We start from the raw sequence: 25,067 nt of genomic DNA, 5'->3' as shown, positions 1-25,067 counted from the left end.
TCACGGGGCTCTGTCGTGAGATCTATCGGACAGGAGACTTATACGCCTCGATGGCCAACGACCGCGTACCATGCGACATCCAGGTCTCAAGCTCCGGATGGCGATCGTCGGATCGATCCTGTTCGGGTTCTACGCGCTCGTCGCCGCCGTCCTCTATGCGATGTTCGGCGGTTCGACGATGGTACTCGCGCTCGTACTTGCGGGGAGCGTCCTGTTGATCGGCGTCCAGTACAAGGTCGGCAAATGGGGTGCACTGCGCAGCGTCGGCGCGCAGGACATGCCCGAAGACGATCCCCGATATCGGGAGATCCACCGGTCGGTCGAGCGACTCAGCGACGAGATGGGCATCGACAAGCCCCGGCTGATGATCGCCGAGATGGGCGTGCCGAACGCCTTCGCCGTCGGTCGCAAGGGTGCCGGAGTCGTGGTCGTCTCCGCGCAACTCATCCAGCTGCTGGATCACGACGAACTCGAGGGCGTGCTCGCACACGAACTGTCGCACATCCGCAACCGGGACGTCGTGACGATGGTCGTCGGGCAGGGGATCGCGACGATCGTCGGGCTCGTCGCGCAGTTCGCCGTGCTCTTTGCCGGCGACAACGACCTCGCCGACCTCTTCGTCAGTATGATCGTCGGGAACATTGTCCAGTTCCTGGTAATGTTGTTCGTGCTGGCAATCTCGCGCTATCGGGAGTACGTCGCCGACAGCGACGCAGCCGAGGCGATCGGCCGCGGCGAACCGCTGGCACGTGCGCTGGAAAAGATCAGCGGTGCCGATCACAGCCGCTCGCGAGTCAGCGAGGAGGCCAGCGCGCTCTGTATCTTCGGTGAATCACGGAGCCTCCTCGCAAAGCTCGTCTCGACACACCCGCCGACCGAAAAGCGCATCGAGAAACTTCGGTAGACTACTCTTGCCGCCTCGGCCGACGGTGACAGCCCACGCAGTCGACCGGAGTCCGTACCGGCCTAGTCACTCGTCGCCGCGTCCGCGGGTTCGTCATCGATTTCGTCGAGCACGCGCTGGTGAAACTCCTGTAGCACTGCGGACTCGTCCTCGGCGAGCACGACGTCGCTGGCCGACAGCGTCGCCAGGCCGAACGCCCGCGGCGTGGGCGAGTCCACCCGGATCGAATTGACGCTGACGTCACCTGACTGAATCGACCCGAGAACGTCCTCGATGGCGTCGACGTTGAGTTTGTCTTCGAGGATCTCTCGGTAGGTCTCCTCGATGACCGCGAACTCCTCGAGGTCGGTCGCGAAATCCAGCAACATGTCGGCGTTGAACTGCTGTTCGCTGGCGGACTTCTCGTAGCCCTTGTAGCGCTTGAGAATCATCAGCGCCCGGGTGGCGTTAATCCGGAAATACCGTTCCAGCAGGTCCGTTCCCTCCAGACTCGCCCGCAGGTCCTCCCTGACCGAATCGGGGTCGAGATCCCTGACGAGCCCCTCGATGTCGACCTTGCGGTTGAGCGGCATCGAGAGCGTGAAACCGTTGTCAGCGACCGCGACCTGGACGTTGGCGGTCGCCTGCTGAGCGACGTGGTTGGCCAGCAGCCGCGAAAAGCCGTCGTTGAACCGCCGTCCGTACGTCGAGTGGACGTGATATCGCCGTTCGTACTCCCCGCGGTCGCGCACTTCCTCGATGACGAGTCGCTCGTCGGTCGCGACGCTCTCGGGGCCGGTGTACCGGACCTGCTCGTCGAACAGCCGCGTGATCGCCCGGACGCTGTGTTCGTCGATCGGGAACTCCCGGAGCCACGTCCTGACTGCGGGTCGGCCACCTTCGGAAAGACGCGAGAGGGACTCACGCTGGAACGTGAGGATCTCACGCCCGAGGTCGTAGCTCATCGGCAACCGCTCGGAGAACCACGAGGGGACGGTCGGGCGGGCCGAGGTCCGATCGACGTAGACCTTCGAGCCGCGGCGATACCGGAACTCGAAGTGCTCGCCGCCCAGCACGAACACGTCGCCCGTCTCGAGATTGTCCAGGTACGCCTCGTCGAGTTGTCCGACCCACTCCTCGCCCGATCGAGTGAACACGTCGCAGGTGAAGCTGTCGGGGATCGTCCCGATGTTGGTCATGTAGATGACTCGAGCCATCCGCCCGCGCTTGCCGATCAACCGCTCGCCGACGTCGAACTCCTCGTAGTGGTACTCGCCGTCGGGCGGATCGTTGGTGTCGCGCCAGATCTTGGCGTAGACGTTCTTCTCCTCGAGACCGGGATAGTCGGCCGTGAGATACCGCATGAGTGATGTCCACTGCTCGTCTCCGTAGTTCCGGTAGGGGTATGCTCGCGTCAGGATCCCGCGGATCTCCGCCTCCGGTCGGGGGCCGTTGATCGCCATCCCGTAGACGTGCTGGACGGCGACGTCCTGGGCGGCCTCGGGGACGAACACGCGATCGACGAACCCCTCCTCGGCCTTCGCGAGCATGACCGCACACTCGACCAGTTCGTCGCGGTCGAGGGCGACGACGCGGCCGGTGACGGTCTCGCCGAGCTGGTGGCCCGCGCGTCCGACGCGCTGGAGGAGCGCAGCCACGGACTTGGGCGAGCCGACCTGCACGACCAGATCGACGTGGGGCATGTCGATCCCCAGTTCGAGACTGGTCGAGGTCGTCACCACGTCGATCTCGCCGGCCTTCAACTGCCGTTCGATCGCCTCGCGGCTGTCCCTCGAGAGACTGCCGTGGTGGGCCCCGGAGTTGTCCTCGTCGTAGGCCTCGAAGTTCGCCCGCAGGTTGTGCAGGACTCGCTCCGCGCCCGATCGCGTGTTGGTGAATACGATCGTGTTCGTATGCTCCTGAATGAGTTCGTGAAGCTGCTCGTAGAAGCGATCGGTGACGACTTCTGGCGGGGTGTCGATCAGGTCGTCGGTCGGTGTCGAGAGTTCGATATCGAACTCGCGGGCGAAGCGGGCGTCGACGATCTCGTACTCGCGTGGCTCGCCGTCAGCATCCTGGCCGACCAGAAACTCGGCCATCGTCTCTACGGGTTCGACGGTCGCCGAACAGCCGATCCGCGTCGGCGACTGCTCGGCCATCGCCTCGAGCCGCTCCAGCGACACCGAGAGGTGCGTGCCGCGTTTGTTCGCGGCGAGGCTGTGGATCTCGTCGACGATGACGTACTCGACGGTCTCGAGTTTCTGCTTGAACTTCGGGGCGTTGAGCAGGATCGAAAGCGTCTCCGGAGTCGTGTTGAGGATGTGGGGAGTCTCCTCGAGCATCCGCTGGCGCTCGCTGTCGTCGGTGTCGCCGTGACGGATCGCGTGGCGGATCTCGACGTCCTCGCCGCGTTCATCGAGTTTCCCGGTGATTCCATCTAGCGGTACTTCGAGGTTGCGATGGATGTCGTTGGCCAGCGACTTGAGCGGCGAAACGTAGAGACAGTACACGGAGTTTTCCAGCTCGTCGGCCCGGTCGCGGGCAAACAGTTCGTTGATGATGCCGACGAAAGAGGCCATGGTCTTCCCGCTGCCCGTCGGCGCTGCGATCAGTGCGTTCTCGCCCTCGTGGATACGTGGGATCGCCCCTTTTTGTGGCGGGGTGAAGAAGCCGCCGTTCTCGGGAACGAACTCGCCGAACTGTTCGACCCACCACTCGCGGACGACCGGATCGAGCGTCTCCAGCACGTCCCCATCGTCGACCTCGACGGTCTCGGGATCGAAGGAGACGTTCGCGTCGGCAAGGAGCTCCCGGGCACCCATCTCTGTCGGTCTTCGGGTCCGGATCGACTTGTGCGTTTGGAGCGCGAGTCAGATCCCGGCTAGCTTGAGAAATCCTGACACTCCATATCGGGTCGTGTGATCGGCTCGACGTCTCCCCACGAGTGGAAGACGATCACGCCCCACTCGGCCTCGATCCGGCGCAGGTATCCCGTCGGCCGCGTCGTACTCGCGGGGCGCGATCTCGCTTGCCCGGGGTGTCGGACATCTTTCGCCGCCGTGCAGTACTATCGCCTGATTGGCGAGACGGTCGACCAACTCGATTACTGTCCGGGCATCGACTCAGATGCTTTCGAAGGTCAGTTTCCCGATCCACGACGCGTCGCTGGCGTGGAATGAAGACGGAGTCGAGGGACTTCGCCCACGCTTCGGATCACCGACGCCGCTGGGCCACCTGTTCCTCCGCGGTCTCCTCGGTGACGACCTCGTAGAGCAGCGCCCGCAAGCCGTCGGCCGTCGGGCGCAAGATTCGTCCCAGCCGCTGGGTAAACTCCCGTTCGCTGGCGCTCCCCGAGAGGACGATCGCCACGTTCGCGTCGGGGACGTCGACGCCCTCGTCGAGCACGTTCGCAGTGACGATCCGCGAGTACGTCCCGTTACGAAACGCCCGCAGGATCTCCCGGCGCTCGTCGGCTCCCGTCTCGTGGGTGATCGCCGGCAACAGGAACCGTTCGGAGAGGCGATACACGAGGTCGGTAAACGCCGTGAAGACGATGATCCGGTCCTCGGCATGGCGGTCCAGCAGCTCGGCCAGTACCTCGACCTTCCGGTCGGCGTTCATCATCACCTCGCGCGCCCGCTGTTTCGCGAGCAGGGCCTCTCTGGCGGCCGGGTCGGTTCCCGAACGCATCACGAGCTTCCGGTAGTCCTCGCCGCTGTGCAACTGGAGGTTCGACTGCTGGAGGTAGTCGGTGAACGTCCCCTGATGCCGTTCGTAGCGCTCGCGCTCTTCGGGCGTTAGCGACACCGTCAGACGCTTGATGTCGTAGGCCGCGAGGTGCTCACCCGCGAGTTCGTCGGGATCGATCTCGACGACTTTCGGACCGACCAGATCGGTGAGTGCCTCGTGTGCGCCGTCCGGGCGCTCGAACGTCGCCGTAAGCCCCATGCGCGCCGGCGCGGCCAGCAGCCGTGCGATCTCGCGATACCCTTCGCCGCCGAGATGGTGGACCTCGTCGAAGACGACGAACTCGAAGCGGTCACCCAGTTCGTCCGCCCGGAGATACGCCGAATCGTAGGTCGAGACAGTGATCGACTCGACGCGCTGAGTCCCCCCACCGAGTTGCCCGATCGGAACGTCGAACTCCCGATCGAGTTCCTCGCGCCACTGGTCGAGCAGATCGATCGTCGGCACGACGACCAGCGTCGGCACGCCGAGCGCCGCGATAGCCACGACGGCGATCACCGTCTTGCCGCTGCCGGTCGGCAACTCCAGTACGCCCCGGTCGCCCGCGTCGCGCCACGCCTCGAGCGCCTCACGCTGGTAGGACCGCAGCTCGTAGTCGGTCGCGAGATTCAGCGGTTCGGTCCGGAAGACTGCATCCTCGTGGTTGCCGGGTCGATCTGCGAGCCAGCGCCGCAACGCCCGGTAGCGAAAGGCCGGCGCGCGGGCGGTCTCGCTCCGGGAGTCGACCTCGACGAACGGGAGATCCGGCCTCTCGCCGTCGATTCGGATCGTCCCGTCCTCGTAGCTGAGCCGCGTTGCCATCGGTCGGCGTTGCGTCCCCAGTCGTAACTATTTATCCGTCGCTTCCCTCCGCATGTAGTATGGACCCGACTGCCCACCACTACGCGATCACCGTCTCGGACCTGGATCGAATGGTGACGTTCTACCGGGACGTGCTCGGTCTAGACGTGCTCGCCGAGTTTACCGTCGGCGGCGAGGCGTTCGCGACCGGCGTCGACGTCCCGGGAGCCAGCGCCGAGTTCGTCCACCTCGACGGCGGCGACGCACGGATGGAACTCGTCGAGTACGGCCCCGAGGGCGATCGCCGACCGCGGCCGTCGCTGAACGAACCGGGGGCGACCCATCTCGGACTCGAGGTCGACGATCTCGATTCGGTGTATGCGGAACTGCCCGACAGCGTGGACACGCTCAGCGAACCGCAGACGACCGAAAGCGGGACGCGGATCCTGTTCGTCCGCGATCCCGAGGGGAATCTCGTGGAGCTTTTGGAAACCTAGGGACTCGCTTCGGCCGGCGTCTCCTCGTCTTCCAGACTCTCGAGAGCTTCGAGCGCAGCCCGTCGGTAGTTCTCGACCGGCAGGTCGTACTGTTCGCCGGCCATCTCGACGTACTCGTCGGCCGTCTCGGACTCGAAGCGCTCGATCCGTTCGAGCGTGCGCTCGGCCGTCTCGACGACCCACCGATCGCGGGTCGTCTCGTCGACGCTCGTGATCGACTCGGGACGCACGGAGACATTGACGTCGCCCTCGTCGGTCTCGTAGGTTCGGGGCTTGCCGACGACGGCGACGTACGCCGGCGGCTCCAGTTCCCGCAGAGTGGCGGCCGCGTCGGGCTGGTACTGGCCGGCGTAGACGAAGAACGTTCCGCCGTTGGGATCGACGATCCGCCCCTGCCAGTACTCGCTGTCTTCACCGACGTCTTCGGTCTCGGTCAGCGTCCCGACGACGAAGATCCGGTTGGCCCGGGCACCCGTCGGCAACAGGACGTACACCGGCGCGCGGTCGTCGTCGCTCTCCTTGAACGTGTAGGTCGCGTCGTTGAACTCGCGTGCGAAGACGCGGCGGGCGACTTCGCGGGTTGGCGTGGAACTCATGTTAGATCGACCTCGCTTCGATCAGCGCCTGTTCAGTATCGATCGGTTCGTCCAGCGTCTCCAGGTCGTTCACCAGCAGGTATCGGCCCAGCGTCGGACCGGTGACGCGGTAGTACCGCCCGAGTGTGGCCACGCGCATCTCGTCGGCGACGACTGTCGTATCCAGCGCGTCCATGGCCATGTCCTTCGCCTCCTCGAGTTCGATCCCGGTCAGCTCTTCGGTCGCCTCCTGATCGAAGATGACTTCCTGCACTTCGTTGCCGTCGTCGAGCACGCCCTTGATCCGCAGGTCGAACTCGCCGTCGACCTCGCCGTGCTCGCTGCAGCGGCCGTTCTGGAGCACGCGCGTACAGCCGTCCTCTGGACAGCGCTTGATGAGGCCGCTCCCGTTCTGGATGTCGACCAGCGCGCCCTCGACGGTCCGGGTGTCGTCGCCGACCTCGATGTCCTCTTCGACTTCCTCGATCGTCGTCGTCCGGTTGAGTTTGACCGAGTAATCGCCCTGGTACTCGTCGGTCACGACGTTGCCGAGGTCGTAGACCTGCCCCTCTTCGAGTTCGGGGAGGTCGGACTTGGCCCACTTGGTGAACTTGATCGTGCCCGACTCGTCGCCCAGCAGGCCGACCTGTGCGACGGAGTCGCTCCGGGGCTCCCAGAGGTCGACGACCTTCGCGGTGACGTCGACCCACTGCTCGGCCGTGTCGATGTCGGCGAGCGCGACGTGCTCGTTGCCGCCGCCACCGCCCAAGTCGTCTCGCTCTATGCCCGCCTCGTCGAGGTAGCCGTTCGTGACGCTCCGGCGTGCCTCCTCGAGGGGGACCTTGTATTCGTTGACCAGCGTGTCGAGCCGTGCCTCGACGTCTTCGACGTCGATCTCGAGCTGGTCGGAAAACTGCTCGTGTATCTCTTCCGCGTGGGTACGCAAATCGGTCATGGTCTCACTGTCTCCGCTCTGTTTTCGACGGGAGACATGAGACAGTTGGTCGTCTTCACGTATAAACCCTCGGCGACCGAGGTGAAAGTGAAAACCGCCCTACTGCTCGCTGTTCAACTCCGACCGGAGAAGGCCTATGTGTCCTGAGTGCCGAGTCCGGGTATGGACGAGGACGGTCGGCTCGAACGGTTTCTCCGAACGAAACTTCGGTCCGCAGGCGAGCAGGTTGCCCAGGCGCAGGACACCTACCGGCGCGCCCGGAACGCCACGGTCTCCGATCTCCCGGTCGACGACGAGGGAAACGCGCGCCTCGTCTGCCGTCGCTACGCCGAGCGGCGTGCTGTCCCGGTCGGCGGCGACGGGAAACCGTCGTGTTTCGAGGACGGCCATCCCGACTGCGAGGGCTGTGTCGAGGACATTCGCGAGGGTCGGATCGAGACGTGGTAGCTACTCGGAGTAGCCTTCTTGGAGGAACGCACCTTCGGTCTCGTAGACCGAGACCAGTTCCTCGATGAACTCCTCGTAGGACTCGTCTTCCTCGACGTGGGTGTCGAGTCGCTCCTTGAGCTCGTCGCTGATTTCGAGCGTGTGGGTCATGGGGATCAGGCCGGATTCGTCCGGCACGTCTGTACGTTGTTCGTCGAGACGTAAATAGGAACCTGCCGCGCGTTGTCGTGGGTTTTTGTCGTCGGGCGAGCACGGGCTGATATGGACCGTCCGATCGCGGCCGTCGTGCTGGCCGGCGGCACTGGCACGCGACTGTATCCGGCGACTCGCAGCGATCGACCGAAGCAGTTCCTCTCGTTCGGCGACGAACAGTCGATGCTTGAGGCGACCGTCGAGCGCGCCGGCTTCGCCGACGAAGTGTACGTTCTCACGCGGCCGGCGTTCCGCGACGACGTCGAAACGCTCGTGCCCGACGTGGCCGTTCTCACCGAACCGGAACCGAAAGATACCGGGCCCGCGCTGGCGTACGCCACCCACCGTGTCCGCGAGGAAGTGGGGCCGTGTGTCGTGCTCGCGCTCCCGAGCGACCACCATATCGAGGGTGACTTCGCGTCGACGGCACGACGGGCGTGTCGCGTCGCAGCCGACACGGGACGGCTGGTCACGATCGGCGTCGAGCCCGACCGGCCAGCGACCGGCTATGGCTACGTCGAACCCGGCGACGACCGGGGGGCGTACTTCGAAGTCGAGTCGTTCACCGAAAAGCCCGGCCGCGAGCGCGCCGAACGGTATCTCGACGACGGCTACTACTGGAACAGCGGCACGTTCGCATGGACGCCCGAGGCGTTTCTGGACGCGGCGGCCGACACCGAACTCGGGCCGCTCGTCGCGGCGCTCGACGACGGTGAACCCGAACAGGGGTACGAAACCGTCCCGTCGATCAGCGTCGACTACGCCGTCATGGAATCGGCCGCCGACATCGCGGTCGTCCCCGCCGACTACGAATGGGACGACCTGGGAACCTGGGACGCCCTTGCGCGTGTCTTCGAGACCGACGCCGACGGCAACGCCGCTCTCGGTGATTACCTCGCGCTCGAGGCCGCGGACAACGTCATCGCCAGCGACGGCCACGTCAGCGCCGTCGGCGTCGAGGACCTGGTCATCGCGTCGTTCGACGATCGAACGCTCGTCGCCGACAGAGACGCTGTCCAGCGCGTGCGCGACGTCGTCGAGCAACTAAAAACCCGAGAGGCGTTCTGAGCTGTCACGATCGGTTCCCTCCGGAACCTGTCACGTATCAATCTTTAATAGACTGGCACGAGTATCGGTTTCTTGAATGGGGACTGTTACCACGCGTCTCGACACGCAGGCGGAATCGATCTTCGACGACCTCGGGTACACGGTTTCTCACGAGGGAGAGGAGATCACGGCCGAGCGCAAGTGGCGGGTCGTTCACGTGACGCCGATGCCCGAACCGGACGATGCGCCCACATCGGGGCAGTTCAGGTGTTTCGTGACGCGGGAGGGGAACTGTCGTGAACTCGAACGGCGACTGCAACGCCAGCACCTGGAGTACGACTGGGCGATCATGGGTATCGACGAAACCGGAGACTACGAGATCCACGCGACGACAGTCGGCTGGTAATTGCTCCTGCTACAGCTGTACGTCCGGCGAGACGTTCGTCACCCCGGGCGTCGACGTCTTTCGAAACGCGACAGTCGGCTGTAGCGTTTCGGCAGGATTTCGGCACCCCGTGTGCCGAAAATCCCCACGAACTTACAGCCGACAGTATCAGTAGGACACCGCGAAGAGAAGACAGAACGCCGACTCACGTGCTTGACGCTTCTTCGTCCTCGGTTTTCTCGTCGACCTTCTCTTCGACTGCTTCGTCGACTTTCTCTTCGACCGTTTCGTCGACCTTCTCTTCGACAGTCTCCTCGACCTTCTGCTCGGCTTTCTCTTCGACAGTCTCCTCGACCGAGCGTTCGACGGTCTCTCCGACTTTCTTTTCGACAGTTTCGTCGACAGCCGCTTCGACCGATTTCTCGACGGTTTCGCCGACTGCCTCGTCAACCGTTGCCTCGACGCTCTCACCGACTGCCTCGTCAACCGTTGCCTCGACGGTTTCGCCGACGGTCTCCTTGACAGTCTCGTCGACCTGCTGTTCGACGGTTTCACCGACCGTTTCGTCGACGGTTTCCTGAACGGTCTCTTTGACGGTTGTCGTCATCCAGTCGGGGTCAAACCGGGCCATCTTCCAGACGACGTGGACGATGTACGACACCAGTACACCGATCCCGAACGCCAGGCCGATCGGGCCCTCAGCGAGCAGGATGAGCCCCACTGCGAGCGCGATCAACAGCCCGTAAGTCAGATCGATAAGCGAATCGACGCGGCTCGGATTCATACAATCACCTCATAGTGGCCGTCGGTATGGGTTGCGTTCGCACCCGAACGACGTATAGAAGTCATACGATAACGGAAGAGTGGCCCGCCCAAGTAGCTTGTTGTACCGCGCCGATCCCTCACCGTACCCGGTACGGGTCCCCGCCGGGAATGAATCGACCGAGATCGACTTCCTGACGGTAATCCCGTTGCTGGAGTGCGACCAGCGCGTCGATCAGCGCCCGCTCGTCGTCGTCAGTCCACTCCCGAGGATCCTTGATGGGGTAGATCAGCCATCCGGCCCCCTGGATCTCGCTGGCGTGCAGTTCGTCCATGTCGAGCCGGCCGTTGCGTGCGGAGTAGTTGGCGAGCACGTACTCGGTCGCCCGCCGGCCGACCGGCAGGAGGACGTGAGCGGTGATCGCGCGCAACTCCGAGTCGAAAAACCGCTCCAGATCCGCGTACTCCAAATCGGTCGGTTCGCCCGGATGGACGCACATGTAGAGATACGAGAAGTACGTCCGCTCGACCGTCGGCGGTGTGCCCGCTGATTCGAGTAGCCCCGCCTCGAGTAGCGCCCGCTGGAGGCGCTCGCTCGCTGTCGTACCTGTGAAGGGAATCCCGGATTCGGCACCGCCGTGGACGCCCGGATGATCGCCGATGACGTGGAAGTGGGCGTTCGCGTCGCCGTATCCCGGGACGAGATCGCGGCAATCGGGATCCATCCCGAAGGGGTTCGACTGCCTGTGGGTGACGTTCTTCACGCCGTCTTCCACGGGCCTGAGCGAAAAAACTCCGACGGTCTCGCCCGCTCGTTCTCGAACGATCGTTGACGACTCGGACACGGCTCGAAGCAACGGGTGCTCCGACAGCCGAACCACCCCGGCCCGGAGACGCTGCGAAATCGACTGTCCCCGAAGTGGTCGTCCGTGGATGTGATTAATCACTACAATTCCGCCAGCCAGTAGCGCAAGAGTTATTAATATCAATACCGGATTTAGTAACGTACATGGCACACATCCACCTTCCGGAGGGTTCGATACCGCTGTGGGCGGTCGGCCTGTGGTCGGCGCTCGCGGCGGTCGTCCTCGCGGTCGCGGTGTATCGACTCCGCCGTGACGGACTCGACGCCAGACACGTCGCGCTCGGCGGGATGGTGGCCGCGGCGAGCTTCGCGGTCTTTCAGATCAATATCCCCGTACTGGGCGGCGTTCATCTGTCGCTGAGCGCGCTCGTCGGCATCCTCGTCGGCCCGGCGCTGGGCGCGATCGTGATGTTCGTGGTGAACGTCCTCTCGGCGATGCTCGGCCACGGCGCGTGGGGCTTTCTGGGCGCGAACACGCTCGTCAGCGTCGTCGAGGTCGCTGGCGCGTACTACGTCTTCCAGTTGCTGCGGAGTTCCGACTGGAGTCACTTCCCGGCGGCGACGCTAGCGACGATCGGCGGGCTCGCGGCCGGTTCGGTCCTGATGGGGGCGATCCCGATGGTGAGCGGGATCACCGGCGTCGAGATCAGCGGGCTCGACCTGGGAATCTACATGCTCGCGCTGGTCGCGGTCAACCTCGCCGTCGCCGTCGTCGAGGGCGTCGTCACGGGCTCGGTCGTCTCCTACATCGCCTCGATCCGTCCCGACCTGCTCGGTGATCGAACGCCTACCGCTGGCCCGGAGGTGACCGGCTCGTGAAACGAACCCGTCAGTACCTGCTCACGGGCGGCGTGATCGCGGCCGCGCTGGCCGTCGGGTATCTGGGCTTTCGCGCCAGCGGCGGCGCGGTCCCGTGGGGCAAGCGCTTCGCGGCAGTCGTCTCGGGCGGCGCGTCCGGTGGCGACGGGATCTTCCAGTTCGGCCGCGGCGGTCTCGGCGGGTTCGTGCTCGCCGGCCCACTCCGGGACAGCGTTGGGCCCTTCGTTGCGATCGTCGCTCTGCTGGTCGTCGGTAGCGCCGGGCTGTACTGGTACAGCAAGCGCACCGGCGAGTCGGGAGGGCACAACTAGATGAGCGGACTGTCGAGTCACGTTCCCGATCCGCGCCTGCTGACCACCTACGCCGAGCACGAGGACAGTCCCTTCCACCGGGTCAACGCCTGGACGAAGGTGGCCGTGCTCGCGTTGCTGGTCGTCGCCGTCACGATCGCGGACGGACTGGCGGCGGTATGGGCACTGTACGTGGCTGTCCTCGCCGGCTATGCCTACGCCGGGCTCCCGGTTCGGAAACTCCTGGTGTGGTACACGCTGCCAGTGATCTTCGTGGCGGCGATCGCCGGGCCGCTGGCGTTCGGCATCGGCGGCAGACCGATGGTCGAACTCGGCCCCGTCTCGATCACCTGGGAGGGGACCGCGACCTTCGTGACCCTGCTCGGTCGAGGACTGACGGTCGTGACATACTCGCTTGCGATCTGGATGTCTACACCGTATGCCTCGATCGCACACGTCCTCGGGCGGTCGCTGCCCTCGCCGATCGACCAGGTCGCGCTGTTCGCCTACCGGTTCACGTTCGTCATCCTCGAGGTCGTCGAGGATCTGCTCGCGGGGATTCACGCCCGCGGCGGCCGGATCCAGTCTGACTTCTGGGAGAACCGGTCGCTGTACGGGCGGATCTTCGGTCACACGTTCATCCGGTCGATCGAGCGATCCGAGGCGCTGTTGAAGTCGATGAACGCCCGCGGATATCACGGCGATCTCGCGGTGTACGGCCACGTCGACCGACCACCTGCTCGCGAGTTGCTCGCGGTCGGCGCGTTCGCGCTGGGGATCGCCGTCTATGCGGTGACGGTCGCCTATGGAGTGATGCCATGAGCCACGACACCAATACGACGGAGTACGGCAGCGAGTGTACGCACAAACATCCGATGGAGTTCGACGAGGAACCGCTTGTCGCGCTTCACTGTCTGTCACACACCTACCCGGACGGGACGCGCAGCGTCCACGACGTGAGTTTCGCGGTCTTCGAAGACGAGACCGTCGGACTGATCGGCGCGAACGGCGCGGGCAAGTCGACGCTGATGGAACATCTCAACGGATTGCTAGAGGTTCAGGCGGGCGAGCTCAGGGTCGTCGGCGAGTTGATCACCGACGAGAACGTCGAACTCGCCCGCCAGGAAGTCGGGTTCGTCTTCCAGGACGCGGACGCCCAGATCGTCGCGCCGACAGTCCTCGACGACGTGATGTTCGGGCCGCTGAACTACGGTGCGAGCCGCGAAGAGGCGCGCGAACGCGCGCACGAAGCCCTCGAACGGCTCGACGCCGGGCATCTCGTCGACCGTGTCCCCCATCACCTCAGCGGCGGCGAAAAGCGACTGGTCGCGATCGCGGGCGTGCTCGCGATGGACCCGAGCGTGATCGTCATGGACGAACCCCTGGCCGGGCTTGATCCGGCCCGCGAACGGCGCGTCCGGGAGGTCATCGAGGAGTTACAGGCCGACGGAATCAGCCTCGTGGTGGCGACCCACGACGTCGATTTCGCGGCCGCGGTCGCCGATCGACTCGTCGCGATGACCGACGGCGACATCGTCGGTGACGGACCGCCCGACGAGCTCTTCTACGACGACGCGCTGCTGCAGCGCGCGAACCTCGAGCCGCCGACGGCCGTCCGGATGGCACGGGAACTGGACGTCGAAGAAGCCGATCCCGTCACCGAGGACGAACTCGTGGCGGCGCTTTCCCGACGACAGGCGGTTCCGGGCCCGTGATGAGGCGAACCGCGCGCGAGACGACCGCTATCGCCGCGAAACGACCATTTCGTTGTCCGTCTCCAGGCTCGGGGGCAGGTCCGTCTCGCCAGTGAGATACTCGTCGATGTGACGGGCGGCGTCACGGCCCTCCCCGATGGCCCAGACGATCAGCGACGGGCCGGAGTTGGCGTCACCCGCGGCGAAGATCCCGTCGACGCTCGTCTGGTAGTCGTCGGTCTCGAACGTGCCGTCGTCGGCCATCTCGAGCCCGAGCGGGTCGAACGGCGTCTCCTCGGGACCGTCGAATCCGGCGGCGATCAGCACCATGTCGGCTTCGACGCGCATGTCTTCTTCGACGACGGTGCTCTCCCACTCGCCGTCCTCGTTCTGATCCCATTCGACGCGGTGGGCGTGGAGTTCGTCGACCGCTCCGTCGCCGTCGGTGTCGAGGAACTCCTGGGTCTGCACGCAGTATTCCTCGACGCCGCCTTCCTCCTGCGAGTAGGACTTCTCGTAGGTCTGGGGCTGGTCGGGCCACTGGTTGCCCTCGGGTCGCTCTTCGGGCGGCCTGGGCAGCAATTCGATCTGCACGACCTGCGTCGCGCCCTGGCGGTGGGCCGTGCCGACGCAATCCGCACCGGTGTCGCCGCCGCCCAGCACGACGACGCTCCTGTCTTCGGCGTCCATCGCTTCGGGCACGGCCACGCCGTCGTTCTGCCCGGGGTTGGCCCGCGGCAGATACTCCATGGCGAAGTGGATCCCATCGAGGTCGCGACCGTCGATCGGAATGTCGATCGGCTTCTGGGATCCGACGGCGATACACGCGGCGTCGTACTCCTCCGCAAGTGTCTCCGGGGGAACGTCCTCGCCGACCTCGACGCCGCACTCGAACTCGATGCCCTCCTCGCGGAGCTGGTCGAGTCGGCGTTCGACCTTCTTCTTGCTGAATTTGGCGTCCGGGATCCCGTACCGCATCAGCCCGCCGGGATGCGCGTCGCGCTCGTAGACCGTGACGTAGTGGCCCGCGCGGTTGAGTTGCTGGGCGGCGGCCAGCCCCGCGGGGCCGCTCCCGACGATCGCGACCTCGTAGTCGGTGCGCTGTTCGGGCGGATCGGGTTCGATCCACCCTTCCTCCCAGCCTCTGTCGACGATCGCGCGCTCGATCGATTTGATGGTCACTGGATCGTCGTTGTAGTTGAGCGTGCAGGTGTTCTCACAGGGGGCCGGACAGTTGTAGCCGGTGAACTCCGGGAAGTTGTTCGTGGCGTGCAGTCGTTCGAGCGCGCGCTTCCAGTCGCCTCGATACACGAGGTCGTTCCAGTCGGGAATGATGTTGCCGATCGGACAGCCGCTCATACAGGTCGGCGTCCCGCAGGACATACAGCGCTCGCCCTGGGACTTGAGGTGATCCTCGTCCCACTTCTGTTCCCAGATCTCCTCGAAGTCGCCCTTGCGCTCGTCGGGATCGCGTTTGTGGATCGGTTCGCGCCCGTGTTTCAGGTAGCCGTCGGGATGGTCTTTGCTCATCAGTCGTCACCCTCCGTTGGAGACGCCGCAGTCGTCGGCGCGGGCGGCGAGACGCGGATGTCCTCGCCCGCTTCGAGGTGTTCCTCGACGACTTCCGCGTAGGCGTCGGGCATGACTTTCACGAACGTCTCGAGGTACTCCTCGAAGTCCTCGAGGATCTCCTGCCCCTTCTCGCTGCCCGTGTAGCGGACGTGGTTCTCGATCATCCGTTTGATCATCTGGACGTCGCGCTCGTCTTCGATCGGTTCTAGTGAGACCATATCCTTGTTGACGTTCTCGGCGAAGTCGCCGTTCTCGTCGAGGACGTAGGCTTCGCCGCCGGACATCCCGGCGCCGAAGTTCTTGCCCGTCTCGCCGAGGACGACGGCGATACCGCCTGTCATGTACTCACAGCCGTGGTCGCCGACGCCCTCGACGACGGTCTTGACGCCTGAATTGCGGACGGCGAAGCGCTCGCCGCCCTGGCCGTTGAAGTAGGCCTCGCCGTCGGTCGCGCCGTACAGGGCGACGTTGCCGATGAGGATGTTCTCGTCGGCCTCGTAACTGGCGGCGTCGGGCGTCTCGACGATCAGTTTCCCGCCGGAGAGCCCCTTCCCGCAGTAATCGTTGGCATCGCCTTCAAGGTGCATCGTGATCCCGTTCGTGAGGAAGGCCCCGAAGCTCTGTCCGCCGGTCCCGTCGACGTCGATCGAGACGGTGTCCTCGGGCAGGCCGTCCTCGCCGTGGTGCTTCGAGATCTCCGAGGAGAGCATCGCACCCAGCGTCCGGTCCTCGTTGCCCGCCCGGAGATCGACGTGGACGCTCTCGCCGTCCTCGATGGCCGGTTCGGCCGCCTCGAGCAGGTCCTGATCGAGTTTCGCCTCGAGGCCGTGGTTCTGCTCGGTCGTCTTCTGCAGGTCGTCGCCCTCGGGCTCCCAGAGCACCTCCGAGAGGTCGACGTGCTTGGCCTTGGGGTGTTCGACGTCCTTCTGTTCGAGCAGGTCGACTCGGCCGATGGCCTCCTCGATGGACTCGAAGCCGAGTTCGGCCAGATATTCCCGGACCTCCTGGGCCATGTGGCGCATGTAAGTTGCGACGTACTCGGGGTCGCCGGGGAAGCGCTCGCGCAGGTCCTCGTCCTGGGTCGCTACGCCGACCGAACAGGTGTTGTTGTGACACTGCCGGAGCATCAGACAGCCGCACGTGATGAGGGGTGCGGTCCCGAAGCCGTACTCCTCGGCACCGAGCAGTGCGCCGACCAGCACGTCGCGGCCGGTCTTCATGCCGCCGTCGACGCGAACCTTGATTCGCGAGCGGAGGCCGTTCTCGACGAGCACCTGCTGGGCCTCGGCCAGTCCGAGTTCCCAGGGCAGGCCCGCGTTCTTGATCGACGTCTTCGGAGAGGCACCGGTCCCGCCGGCGGCACCCGAGATGAGCACCGAGTCCGCCTTGCCTTTCGAGACGCCGGCGGCGATGATACCGACGCCGGCCTCGGAGACGAGCTTGACGTGGACGCCCGCCTCGGGGTTGGAGCACTTCAGGTCGTGGATCAGCTGTGCGAGGTCCTCGATCGAGTAGATGTCGTGGTGTGGCGGCGGCGAGATCAGCGGCACGCCCGGCGTCGTCGACCGCGTGTCGGCGATGATCTCGTTGACCTTCTCGCCCGGGAGGTGGCCGCCCTCGCCGGGCTTGGAGCCCTGTGCCATCTTGATCTCGAGCATCTCGGCGTTGGCGAGGTAGTAGCTCGTCACGCCGAACCGGCCCGAGGCGACCTGCTTGTTAGCACACTCCCGTTCGGTGCCGAACCGCTCGACCTGCTCGCCGCCCTCGCCGGTCCCGGCGAACCCACCGACCCGGTTCATGCCCGCTGCCAGCGTCTCGTGGGCCTCCTTGCTCAGCGATCCGAACGACATCGACCCCGTGAAGAAGCGCTGGGTGATCTCCTCGACCGGCTGGACCTCCTCGACCGGGATGGACTCGCGCTCGTCAGTATCGAACTCGAGCAGCCCCCGCAGGGTCTGCAGACGTTCCTCCTGATCGTTGATCATCGAGGCGAACTCCCGGTAGGCGTCGTAGTCGTCGTTCTGTGCCGCGTCCTGAAGCTTGCCGATGGTGTTGGGGTTCCACTGGTGGAACTCCCCATCCCGTCGCCAGTTGAGCTCGCCGCCCTGTTCCAGGTGGAGGGAACCGCTGATCCGGGTATCGAAGCCGTACTCGTGGCGTTCGAGCAAGTCGTGTTCCAGTTCCTCGATGCCGATCCCTTCGGTCCGGTTCTCGGTGCCGCGGAAGTACTCCGAAACGAAGTCCGAATCCAGGCCGACAGCCTCGAAGATCTGGGCACCCTTGTAGCTCTCCAGCGTGGAGATGCCCATCTTGGCCATGACCTTCTGGATGCCGTCCTCGATGGCGTGGCGATACTGCGCCAGCGCCTCCTCGGCGTCGGCATCGACGATCCCCTCGTGGACGAGATCCTCGATGGTCTCGTAGGCCAAATAGGGAGTCACGGCGTCGGCACCGTACCCGACGAGCGTGGCGAAGTGATGGACTGCACAGGGCTGACCGCTCTCGACGACGAGGCCTGTGCGCGTGCGCAGCCCCTCGCGAACGAGGTGGTGGTGGATCCCGCCGGTCGCAAGCAGACTCGGGATCGGGACTCGATCCGGCCCCGTGTTTCGATCGGAGAGGACGAGCAGTTCGTAGCCGTCCTCGACCGCTGCGACGGCCTCCTCGCGAATCTCATCGACGGCGGTTTCGAGGTCCTTCCCTTTTTCGTAGGTGACGTCAATCGTCTTCGCCTCGATCCCGTTTTCGTCGATATCAGCGACCTTGGCCTGCTGCTCGCGCGTGAGAACCGGCGATTCCAGATAGAGCTGACGGCAGTGTGCGGGCGTTTCACCGAGCAGGTTGCGCTGGTGGCCGACGTGCTGCTCCAGCGACGTGACAGTCTCCTCGCGGATGTAGTCGATCGGCGGGTTCGACACCTGTGCGAACAGCTGCTTGAAGTACGTAAAGAGCGTCTTGTTCCGGCTCGACAACACCGACAGCGGCGTGTCGTTGCCCATTGCGCCGACCGGGTCCTTCCCGTCCTCGGCCATCGGTTCGACCAGGTGCTCGACGTGATCCAGCGTATAGCCGAACGCCCGCTGGTAGGCCGTGACATCGCCGTCGACGTACGTGGGCGTCGATTCGGGGCCACCGTCGAGGTCCTCGAAGCGGACCTCGTTCGCCTCGAGCCAGCGGCCGTACTTTTCGTCGGTGAGCCGGTCGAAGATCTCCTCGTCGGAGACGACGCCGCCTTCCTCGGGGTCGGCGTAGAACAGCTGGCCCGGCTGGAGGCGGTCCTTGTGGACGACGTTGTCTTCCTCGACCGCAAGCGCCCCGGTCTCGCTGGCCATCACGAGCCGGTCGTCCCCGGTGACGACGTACCGACACGGTCGCAGGCCGTTGCGGTCCAGCACCGCCCCGACCCTGAACCCGTCCGTGTAGGCGATCAGCGCCGGACCGTCCCAGGGCTCGTTGATCGTCGAGTGATAGCGATACCACTCCTTTCGGTCCTGATCGAGACGCTCGTTCTGCTCCCAGGCCTCCGGGACGAGCATCCGGAGCGCGTGCGGCATCGAGCGCCCGCTCTCGACCAGCAGCTCGAGGACGTTGTCGACGACGGCGGTGTCGGACTGGTCCTCGTCGGTGATCGGTTTGAGTTTGTCGATCGCTCGCGGCTCGTCGCCGCTCGCGTTCGCGGAGCGCGGCTCCGCGCTCTCGAACTCGGGGCTCTCCAGTTCGGATTCGCGGGCCTGCATCCAGTTGAGGTTCCCGCGTAGCGTGTTGATCTCGCCGTTGTGGATGATGTTCCGGTAGGGGTGGGCGAGCTCCCACGCGCCGAGGGTGTTCGTCGAGAACCGCGAGTGGACGAAGGCCAGCCGCGAGACGACCCGTTCGTCCGAGAGGTCGGGGTAGTACGCCCGCACCTGTGCGTTCGTGAGCAACCCCTTGTAAACGACCTTGCGGCGGTCGAGCGAACAGACGTAAAAGCGGTCGCTCCCGACCGGCTGCTCGGCTTCGACGCGGTTCTCGATGACCCGTCGCAGGACGTACAGTCCGGAATCGATCTCCTCGGGTTCGAGGTCGGCCTGCGGTTCGACGAAGAACTGCTCGACGTCCGGTTCCGTCGCCACGGCCGTCTCGCCCAGACTGGTGTTGTCCGTCGGAACTGACCGCCAGGCGACGACCTCGAACCCCTCTTGATCGGCTGTGTCTTCGATCAGCGTCCGGAGCTGTTCGCTCGACGCGTCTCTCGGCAGGAAGACGACGCCGACCCCGTAGCTGTCGAACCCGCCCAGCCCGTCCACCTCGTCGGTGAAGAAGTCGTGCGGCTTCTGGATCAAGATCCCGGCCCCGTCACCGGTGTTCGGCTCGGCCCCGCGCGCCCCCCGGTGGTCGAGGTTCTCCAGCAGGTCGAGCCCGTCCTCGATGATCCCGTGGCTTCGATCGCCCGACAGATCGAGCGTGATGCCGACGCCGCAGTTTGCCTTTTGATCTGATATATCATATAGCCTCTCGTTTTCCTCTCTATCGGTGCTGTCCATGATCTGGATACATATGTGGGAAATAGATGCATAAATCGCACGGTGATCGGATTTGATGTCCGATTTTCGGGCGGCAAATATTACGAGCGTACACCTAGGATCGTCTACTGAAACAATACCTATCGAAAGACGTAGTATTAATAATATTGTTTAATGACCCTATCAGATCGACTTCTCGAGTCGGACCCCGGGCAGGCCGTGCCACTCGGCGGTGCCCGCCGTTTCGAACCCGCACGCCTCGAAAAATGCCAGTGCGGAGCGAGGTGCGACCGCAGACAGCGACTCGTGTCCGTGTTCGTTCGCGGCGGTCTCGACGTGAGCGAGGATCGCGCTCCCGAATCCTTCGCGTTCGTAGTCGGGACTCGTCACGATCGACAGAATCGTGCCGTTCTTGCGGTCGAAGACGGCATATGAGACGGGCGTGACTTCGGTTTCGGCCACCGCCACGAGGTATCGGTCGTCGTCGATCCAGTTCGGTAGTTCCTCGTCGACGGTCGCAACGAGATCACCGACCGTCTGTCGGTCGTACTCGTCTTCGAACGTCATCTTGAGCGCCTGTGCCCGAAGGACATCGAGACTACTCGCGTCCTCCGGTTCGGCGTCGCGTATCGTGACTTCCATCGAGCAGGGGTTCGGCCGCCAGTTCCTTGACTGTCGCGCTCGCGCCGACACGGCCGATCAGCGGCTCAGCGACTCGACGTACTGCGTGACGTGATCGTCCATCCGGCGCTTGAAGCCGGCCTGTCGGGCCAGCCGATCGAGTTCGCGCGCGACGAGACTGCCGTACTGGACGGCCTTCTTCTCGCGGGTCGCCAGCTCCTCGGGAAGCCACCGCCAGGCCGCCTCCCGGAGCGCGACCTTCCGCGTCTCGCCCTCGACGAGCAACTCGCCGGGCAACCCCAGCGCGGCCTCGACGACCGCGTCGTGCAACAGCGGCGCGACCGGTTCGACGCCGGCCGCGCGGACGGTCAGTACGTCCCGTTCGAGCTGGTCTGGAAGCGTCTCGATGACCTCGCGAGTCGCCCCCCGGACGGTATCGCTCTCGACCCGCGGGTCCTCGGGGGCCTTCGCGACCTTGGCGTAGCCGCCGAACAGTTCGTCCGCCCCCTGGCCCAGCGCGAGCCGATCGAACCCGTCGGCGGCGACGCGCTCGGCGACCAGATACAGCGGGAGCGCGATCTGGACGTCCATCGCGTTGGTCCGGCCGGTCGCGGCCACGATCTCGGGGACGGCGCGTTCGAGATCGGCGTGCGTGGCCTCGACGACGGTGAGATCGGCATCGAGCAGGTCCGCGCCGCGCCGTGCCGCCTCGATGTCGTGGCTGTCCGGGAACCCGACGACGTACAGCGGGACGTCGAAGACGGCCGCGAGCAGCGCCGAGTCGAGCCCGCCGGAGAAGGCGATGGCGAGGCCGTCCGTGTCGATCGTCGAGAACGCGCGTTCGAGCGCCGACCGGACGGCTTCGACGCCGTCGCTGGGTTCGGCGAGAGCCGGTTCGGGGAGCGAACCCCACCGTTCCAGCCCCTCCCGGGATCGGACGTGGCCGGCCGGGAACGATCGCGGGTCGTCGAGTTCGGTCGGGTCGAACGCCCACGCCTCATCATCGACAAAGAGCGGGTACCGGCCGAGGACGTCCCGGACGAGCAGTCCGTCGACCTCGCCGGCGAAGCCGCGCGTGCCGGGGAGCGGGTCGCCTCGCTGGATCGCAGCGCGCACGACCGACGGAGAGACACCGTGAAGCGTCATTCGAAAAGCGTCGAGAGTCTGGCCCGAAGGCGTCGTTTCGCCCCGCCGGCGGCCTGTTTGAAACTGATATGCCACGGCGTCCGTCGCCCCTCGATGCTGGTCCGGCCGTCGGCGATCGCCGACAGGATCGCCTCGACCGACCGCTCGTCGGTGTCGACGTCGGTGGTCGCCCGGCCGACCATCTCCGCGATATGGGCGTCGCTCCCGGCGGTCATCGGGATCCCGTGTTCGAGCGCGAACCGCCGCGCCTGCCGGTTGGCGTAGCCGGTCAACAGCCGGGAGTTGTAGACCTCGATGGCGTCGGCCCGCGCGAGATCGACGCGCGAGATCTCCGCCATCACGCCGCTCCGTGATTCCTGGAAGGGGTGGGGAACGACGGCGATGCCGCCCTGTTCGTGGATCCGGTCGAGCGTCTCGGTGAACGGCAGTCCCTTCGGGATCGCCTCGGAGATCCCCAGCGCGAGCACGTGTCCCGCCGCGCTGGTCACCTCCATCCCGGGAATGCCGACGAGACCGTATTCGGATGCCTTCTCGACGGCCTCGAGGCTCGCGTCGAACTCGTCGTGATCGGTGATCGCGAGCGCGTCGAGCGACGCCTCGCGTGCGCGTACCAGAATGTCGTCGACGGGATCGCGCCCGTCGTAGGAGAGCGAGGAGTGGACGTGAAGCTCGACCGAGAGCACGCTCGGCCGTTCGACGGCACCGATGAAAAACCGCTCGATATCGTCCCGTCGGTTGCAGGCTCATAGCTATGTTCGACGCGACAGCGTACCGCGACCGCCCGCCCGTGGCCACGAGACCGGGGCCGAAAACCTTTCTCTCGCGCCTCGCCTTCACCCGAACATGGTGACGTTTCTTTCGGGCGGGACGGGCACGCCCAAGCTGCTCGCGGGGGCCGACGCGGTCTTCGACCCCCGGGAGACGACAGTCGTCGCGAACACCGGCGACGACATCGAACTCGGCGGCCATCTCGTCTGCCCGGACGTAGATACGGTACTGTTCCTCGACGGCGGCGAACTCGATCGAGAGACGTGGTGGGGGATCGAAGGTGACACGGCCGAGACTCACGAGCGACTGCACGCGCTCGCCGATGCCGCCGGTCTCGAGGGCGGCCCGCGGTATCTCTCCGACGAGCGACAGACGGCCGGCCGCGAGATCGCTCGCTGGCGGCGCTTCTCGGCGGTCGCGGAGTTCATGCACATCGGCGACCGCGACCGGGCGATCCATCTCACGCGGACGGGACTGCTCGACGAAGGGCATTCGCTGACCGAGGCGACGGCCGCGCTGGCCGAGGCGCTGGGCGTCGAGCGACCGATCCTCCCGATGAGCGACGATCCCGTGGCGAGTCTCGTCCACACGCCCGACGGAGTCCAACACTTTCAGGAGTGGTGGGTCGCCCGCGACGGCGAGCCGCCGGTCGAGACCGTCGAGTTCAGAGGGGCTGACGAGGCGACGCCGACCGACGCCGTGCTCGAGGCGCTCGAAGCGCCGGTCGTGATCGGCCCCTCGAACCCGGTCACGAGCATCGGCCCGATGCTCGCGATGGACGAGTTCCGCGACGCGCTGGCGTCGACCCCCGTCGTCGCCGTCTCACCGTTCGTCGAGGACCGGGTGTTCTCCGGGCCGGCCGGGAAACTGATGGCCGCGACCGGACGCGACCCCTCGACGGCGGGGACGGCCGAGACCTATCCTTTCGTGGACGCGTTCGTCCTCGACAGCGACGACGGGACCGACCTCGACCGGCCTGTCGTGCGTACCGACACCGCGATGGATACCGAAGCCGACGCCGAGCGAGTCGCCCGGGCGGTCGAGCGGGCGCTCTCGGACCTCGCGGGGGTGTCACTGTGAGATCGATCGCCCAGAACGCCGAACTGGCCCTGTTGCTCGAAGTTGCCGGGACGCCCAAACCGGGCAACGTCGACCGAGAACGCGAATACGCCGACCTCCGGTTCGAACACTTCCTCGCCGGTGCTGTGGGCGCCCGATCCGGCCTCAAACTGGCTGCCGATCCCGACGGACCGCCGATCGGCGAGGCCTTCGAGCGTGCCGTCGCGGGAATGAGCGACCAGCGCGGCGGGAACACGCAGTTCGGCGCGCTGTTGTTGCTCACGCCGCTCGCGCGCGCGGCAGGTCGTGGAAACCTCTCGCCGTCTGGTGTTCGAGCTGTCGTCGAATCGACGACCGTCACCGACGCGGCGGGCTTCTATCGGGCGTTCGAGCACGTCGCCGTCGCCGTCGACGACCCGCCGGCCGACATGGACGACCTCGACGTTCGCCGCGGAAGCGACGCCGTGCCAACGCTTCACGCACGCGGGCTGACGCTCGGGGGCGTGATGGAACGGTCGGCCGACCGCGACGGCGTCGCCCGCGAGTGGACCGAGGGGTTTCCCCGGAGTTTCGGTGCGGCCGAGCGCCTGCAGGAACGCGACGGGTCGGTCGCGGACCGCGCGGCGCGGGTCTTCCTCGAGCTGCTGGCCGACGAGCCGGACACGTTCGTCGCGATCAACCACGACGAGGCGACCGCCGAGCGCGTCAGCGAGCGCGCGCGGGCCGTCCTGACGGGCGAGGAAGACGCGGACGCGCTGGCCGAGGAGTTGATCGAGCGAGAGATCAACCCCGGGACGACGGCCGACATCGTCGCTGCGGGGCTGTTCGTCGCCCTCGAGGAGGGACTGGAGATATGAGCGGTGATTCGGCGGCGTGGCCGGTCGACCTCCGGGGCGTGACCGAGTCGATCGTCACCACCCGGGGGCCGAACGACCGGTGGAACGTCGCCGCGCTGGGCGTGCACGCCGGCGACCCGGTGACGGCTCGCACCTGGGGCGCGACTCGGACGCGGCGGAACTTCAAGGAGCGCGGCCGGGGGTACGTTCAGTTCGCGCCCGATCCGGTCGCGTTCGCCGAGGCGGCGCTGACGGTCCGCGAGGAGCGCGATCCGATCCTGCCGAGCGCGGACGCCTGGGTCGAGGTCGAACCCGAGCGACGAGCGAGCGGGACCGACGGCGGCACGGAGTGGGTCGACTGGGCGCTGCACCCGGTCGAGAGTCGGATCGAGCACCGGGGTGTCCGGACGACGAACCGCGGCTACTACGCCGTCATCGAGGCGACGGTCGCGGCCTCGCGGCTCGGCGTCGATGCCTACGATCAGGACCGACTTCGACAGCGACTCGACTACTTCGAGGGCGTCGTCGAGACCTGCGGCGGCGAACCGGAGAACGAGGCGTTCGAGGTCGTGCGCGCGAACGCCGAATGGTAGTTCCTCTGTGCGAACAGCCGAATGGTAGTCCC

General features: G+C 65.7%; 24 protein-coding genes. 12 read left to right on the top strand and 12 right to left on the bottom strand.

Annotated elements, in window-relative coordinates:
• Positions 1-70 precede the first annotated feature (70 nt).
• Positions 71-904, top strand: a complete 834-nt coding sequence (locus tag HSR122_RS08620) for a M48 family metallopeptidase (RefSeq protein ID WP_229109223.1) — start codon at positions 71-73, stop codon at positions 902-904.
• A 62-nt stretch (positions 905-966) separates the two neighbouring features.
• On the opposite strand, the gene HSR122_RS08615 is transcribed toward HSR122_RS08620, so the two are convergent.
• On the bottom strand, positions 967-3,705 hold the full coding sequence (locus HSR122_RS08615) for an ATP-dependent helicase (protein ID WP_229109222.1): 2,739 nt from the start codon (positions 3,703-3,705) through the stop codon (positions 967-969).
• 391 nt (positions 3,706-4,096) lie between these two features.
• The gene (locus HSR122_RS08610; RefSeq protein WP_229109221.1) at positions 4,097-5,431 is read right to left on the bottom strand and encodes a DEAD/DEAH box helicase; all 1,335 of its coding nucleotides are present in this window, start codon (positions 5,429-5,431) and stop codon (positions 4,097-4,099) included.
• Between the two features lie 59 nt (positions 5,432-5,490).
• On the opposite strand from HSR122_RS08610, the gene HSR122_RS08605 reads away from it, so the two are divergent.
• Positions 5,491-5,907, top strand: a complete 417-nt coding sequence (locus tag HSR122_RS08605) for a VOC family protein (RefSeq protein ID WP_229109220.1) — start codon at positions 5,491-5,493, stop codon at positions 5,905-5,907.
• Here the strand turns inward: HSR122_RS08605 and HSR122_RS08600 are convergent.
• Positions 5,904-6,503, bottom strand: coding sequence for an RPA family protein (locus tag HSR122_RS08600; protein ID WP_229109218.1), 600 nt, complete (start codon positions 6,501-6,503; stop codon positions 5,904-5,906). The genes HSR122_RS08605 and HSR122_RS08600 overlap by 4 nt on opposite strands.
• 1 nt (position 6,504) lies before the next feature.
• Positions 6,505-7,437, bottom strand: coding sequence for a replication factor A (locus HSR122_RS08595; protein ID WP_229109215.1), 933 nt, complete (start codon positions 7,435-7,437; stop codon positions 6,505-6,507).
• A gap of 162 nt (positions 7,438-7,599) precedes the next feature.
• Between HSR122_RS08595 and HSR122_RS08590 the strand changes: the two genes are divergently transcribed.
• On the top strand, positions 7,600-7,884 hold the full coding sequence (locus HSR122_RS08590; RefSeq protein ID WP_229109213.1) for a DUF7091 family protein: 285 nt from the start codon (positions 7,600-7,602) through the stop codon (positions 7,882-7,884).
• Here HSR122_RS08590 and HSR122_RS08585 read toward each other — a convergent pair whose 3' ends face one another.
• Positions 7,885-8,034, bottom strand: a complete 150-nt coding sequence (locus tag HSR122_RS08585; RefSeq protein ID WP_455428718.1) for a DUF7557 family protein — start codon at positions 8,032-8,034, stop codon at positions 7,885-7,887. It abuts the gene before it with no gap.
• Between the two features lie 111 nt (positions 8,035-8,145).
• Between HSR122_RS08585 and HSR122_RS08580 the strand changes: the two genes are divergently transcribed.
• Positions 8,146-9,144, top strand: coding sequence for a mannose-1-phosphate guanylyltransferase (locus HSR122_RS08580; protein ID WP_229109211.1), 999 nt, complete (start codon positions 8,146-8,148; stop codon positions 9,142-9,144).
• Positions 9,145-9,220: 76 nt separating this feature from the next.
• The gene (locus tag HSR122_RS08575) at positions 9,221-9,529 is read left to right on the top strand and encodes a DUF7116 family protein (protein WP_229109209.1); all 309 of its coding nucleotides are present in this window, start codon (positions 9,221-9,223) and stop codon (positions 9,527-9,529) included.
• Between the two features lie 184 nt (positions 9,530-9,713).
• Here HSR122_RS08575 and HSR122_RS08570 read toward each other — a convergent pair whose 3' ends face one another.
• Both HSR122_RS08570 and HSR122_RS08565 read right to left on the bottom strand, forming a co-directional pair.
• Positions 9,714-10,292, bottom strand: coding sequence for a hypothetical protein (locus tag HSR122_RS08570; protein ID WP_229109208.1), 579 nt, complete (start codon positions 10,290-10,292; stop codon positions 9,714-9,716).
• A 118-nt stretch (positions 10,293-10,410) separates the two neighbouring features.
• Positions 10,411-11,034, bottom strand: coding sequence for a uracil-DNA glycosylase family protein (locus HSR122_RS08565; protein ID WP_229109206.1), 624 nt, complete (start codon positions 11,032-11,034; stop codon positions 10,411-10,413).
• 245 nt (positions 11,035-11,279) lie between these two features.
• Here HSR122_RS08565 and HSR122_RS08560 point away from each other — a divergent pair, with 245 nt between their 5' ends.
• The 4 genes from HSR122_RS08560 to HSR122_RS08545 are packed head-to-tail and all read left to right on the top strand — an operon-like array spanning position 11,280 to position 13,959.
• Positions 11,280-11,954, top strand: a complete 675-nt coding sequence (locus tag HSR122_RS08560) for an energy-coupling factor ABC transporter permease (protein ID WP_229109204.1) — start codon at positions 11,280-11,282, stop codon at positions 11,952-11,954.
• The gene (locus HSR122_RS08555) at positions 11,951-12,265 is read left to right on the top strand and encodes a cobalamin transport operon protein (protein ID WP_229109202.1); all 315 of its coding nucleotides are present in this window, start codon (positions 11,951-11,953) and stop codon (positions 12,263-12,265) included. The genes HSR122_RS08560 and HSR122_RS08555 overlap by 4 nt, the downstream gene beginning before the upstream one ends.
• A complete protein-coding gene (gene cbiQ, locus HSR122_RS08550; RefSeq protein ID WP_229109200.1) occupies positions 12,266-13,066 on the top strand; it encodes a cobalt ECF transporter T component CbiQ in 801 nt (266 codons plus the stop codon).
• Positions 13,067-13,119: 53 nt separating this feature from the next.
• Positions 13,120-13,959, top strand: a complete 840-nt coding sequence (locus HSR122_RS08545) for an energy-coupling factor ABC transporter ATP-binding protein (RefSeq protein ID WP_394355561.1) — start codon at positions 13,120-13,122, stop codon at positions 13,957-13,959.
• A gap of 27 nt (positions 13,960-13,986) precedes the next feature.
• Here the strand turns inward: HSR122_RS08545 and HSR122_RS08540 are convergent, their stop codons facing one another.
• The 5 genes from HSR122_RS08540 to HSR122_RS08520 form a co-directional block, all read right to left on the bottom strand.
• Positions 13,987-15,468 (bottom strand): glutamate synthase subunit beta, encoded by a 1,482-nt coding sequence (locus HSR122_RS08540; protein ID WP_229109197.1) that lies wholly within the window; start codon positions 15,466-15,468, stop codon positions 13,987-13,989.
• Positions 15,468-20,033 carry a glutamate synthase large subunit gene (gltB, locus tag HSR122_RS08535; protein WP_229109195.1) on the bottom strand — a complete coding sequence of 1,522 codons (4,566 nt, stop codon included), beginning with the start codon at positions 20,031-20,033 and terminating at the stop codon, positions 15,468-15,470. The genes HSR122_RS08540 and gltB overlap by 1 nt, the downstream gene beginning before the upstream one ends.
• Positions 20,034-20,195: 162 nt before the next feature.
• On the bottom strand, positions 20,196-20,654 hold the full coding sequence (locus HSR122_RS08530) for a GNAT family N-acetyltransferase (RefSeq protein WP_229109193.1): 459 nt from the start codon (positions 20,652-20,654) through the stop codon (positions 20,196-20,198).
• 57 nt (positions 20,655-20,711) lie between these two features.
• Entirely contained in the window at positions 20,712-21,779 is a 1,068-nt protein-coding gene (locus tag HSR122_RS08525; protein WP_229109191.1) for an asparagine synthase C-terminal domain-containing protein, read from the bottom strand.
• Complete coding sequence (locus HSR122_RS08520; RefSeq protein ID WP_229109185.1) at positions 21,776-22,462, bottom strand: PHP domain-containing protein; 687 nt, start codon at positions 22,460-22,462, stop codon at positions 21,776-21,778. The genes HSR122_RS08525 and HSR122_RS08520 overlap by 4 nt, the downstream gene beginning before the upstream one ends.
• A gap of 160 nt (positions 22,463-22,622) precedes the next feature.
• Between HSR122_RS08520 and cofD the strand changes: the two genes are divergently transcribed.
• From cofD to HSR122_RS08505, 3 genes are read left to right on the top strand one after another with little or no spacing between them, the layout of a single operon-like run.
• On the top strand, positions 22,623-23,627 hold the full coding sequence (gene cofD, locus HSR122_RS08515; protein WP_229109183.1) for a 2-phospho-L-lactate transferase: 1,005 nt from the start codon (positions 22,623-22,625) through the stop codon (positions 23,625-23,627).
• Positions 23,624-24,463: a triphosphoribosyl-dephospho-CoA synthase gene (locus tag HSR122_RS08510; protein WP_229109181.1), complete on the top strand. Its 840-nt coding sequence runs from the start codon at positions 23,624-23,626 to the stop codon at positions 24,461-24,463. Before cofD ends, HSR122_RS08510 begins: the two co-directional genes overlap by 4 nt.
• Positions 24,460-25,035 (top strand): DUF447 domain-containing protein, encoded by a 576-nt coding sequence (locus HSR122_RS08505; RefSeq protein WP_229109179.1) that lies wholly within the window; start codon positions 24,460-24,462, stop codon positions 25,033-25,035. Before HSR122_RS08510 ends, HSR122_RS08505 begins: the two co-directional genes overlap by 4 nt.
• The last annotated feature ends 32 nt before the right edge of the window (positions 25,036-25,067 follow it).

It is taken from the genome of Halapricum desulfuricans, assembly GCF_017094525.1.
GTDB classification, from domain to species: domain Archaea; phylum Halobacteriota; class Halobacteria; order Halobacteriales; family Haloarculaceae; genus Halapricum; species Halapricum desulfuricans.
This window is presented reverse-complemented; position numbering and strand designations above follow the sequence as displayed.

Excerpts from the sequence above, each read along its gene's own strand:
- HSR122_RS08620 (WP_229109223.1), top strand. The coding sequence starts at position 71 with ATGCGACATCCAGGTCTCAAGCTCCGGATGGCGATCGTCGGATCGATC.
- HSR122_RS08615 (WP_229109222.1), bottom strand. The coding sequence starts at position 3,705 with ATGGGTGCCCGGGAGCTCCTTGCCGACGCGAACGTCTCCTTCGATCCC.
- HSR122_RS08610 (WP_229109221.1), bottom strand. The coding sequence starts at position 5,431 with ATGGCAACGCGGCTCAGCTACGAGGACGGGACGATCCGAATCGACGGC.
- HSR122_RS08605 (WP_229109220.1), top strand. The coding sequence starts at position 5,491 with ATGGACCCGACTGCCCACCACTACGCGATCACCGTCTCGGACCTGGAT.
- HSR122_RS08600 (WP_229109218.1), bottom strand. The coding sequence starts at position 6,503 with ATGAGTTCCACGCCAACCCGCGAAGTCGCCCGCCGCGTCTTCGCACGC.
- HSR122_RS08595 (WP_229109215.1), bottom strand. The coding sequence starts at position 7,437 with ATGACCGATTTGCGTACCCACGCGGAAGAGATACACGAGCAGTTTTCC.
- HSR122_RS08590 (WP_229109213.1), top strand. The coding sequence starts at position 7,600 with ATGGACGAGGACGGTCGGCTCGAACGGTTTCTCCGAACGAAACTTCGG.
- HSR122_RS08585 (WP_455428718.1), bottom strand. The coding sequence starts at position 8,034 with ATGACCCACACGCTCGAAATCAGCGACGAGCTCAAGGAGCGACTCGAC.
- HSR122_RS08580 (WP_229109211.1), top strand. The coding sequence starts at position 8,146 with ATGGACCGTCCGATCGCGGCCGTCGTGCTGGCCGGCGGCACTGGCACG.
- HSR122_RS08575 (WP_229109209.1), top strand. The coding sequence starts at position 9,221 with ATGGGGACTGTTACCACGCGTCTCGACACGCAGGCGGAATCGATCTTC.
- HSR122_RS08570 (WP_229109208.1), bottom strand. The coding sequence starts at position 10,292 with ATGAATCCGAGCCGCGTCGATTCGCTTATCGATCTGACTTACGGGCTG.
- HSR122_RS08560 (WP_229109204.1), top strand. The coding sequence starts at position 11,280 with ATGGCACACATCCACCTTCCGGAGGGTTCGATACCGCTGTGGGCGGTC.
- cbiQ (WP_229109200.1), top strand. The coding sequence starts at position 12,266 with ATGAGCGGACTGTCGAGTCACGTTCCCGATCCGCGCCTGCTGACCACC.
- HSR122_RS08545 (WP_394355561.1), top strand. The coding sequence starts at position 13,120 with ATGGAGTTCGACGAGGAACCGCTTGTCGCGCTTCACTGTCTGTCACAC.
- HSR122_RS08540 (WP_229109197.1), bottom strand. The coding sequence starts at position 15,468 with ATGAGCAAAGACCATCCCGACGGCTACCTGAAACACGGGCGCGAACCG.
- gltB (WP_229109195.1), bottom strand. The coding sequence starts at position 20,033 with ATGGACAGCACCGATAGAGAGGAAAACGAGAGGCTATATGATATATCA.
- HSR122_RS08530 (WP_229109193.1), bottom strand. The coding sequence starts at position 20,654 with ATGGAAGTCACGATACGCGACGCCGAACCGGAGGACGCGAGTAGTCTC.
- HSR122_RS08525 (WP_229109191.1), bottom strand. The coding sequence starts at position 21,779 with ATGACGCTTCACGGTGTCTCTCCGTCGGTCGTGCGCGCTGCGATCCAG.
- cofD (WP_229109183.1), top strand. The coding sequence starts at position 22,623 with ATGGTGACGTTTCTTTCGGGCGGGACGGGCACGCCCAAGCTGCTCGCG.
- HSR122_RS08505 (WP_229109179.1), top strand. The coding sequence starts at position 24,460 with ATGAGCGGTGATTCGGCGGCGTGGCCGGTCGACCTCCGGGGCGTGACC.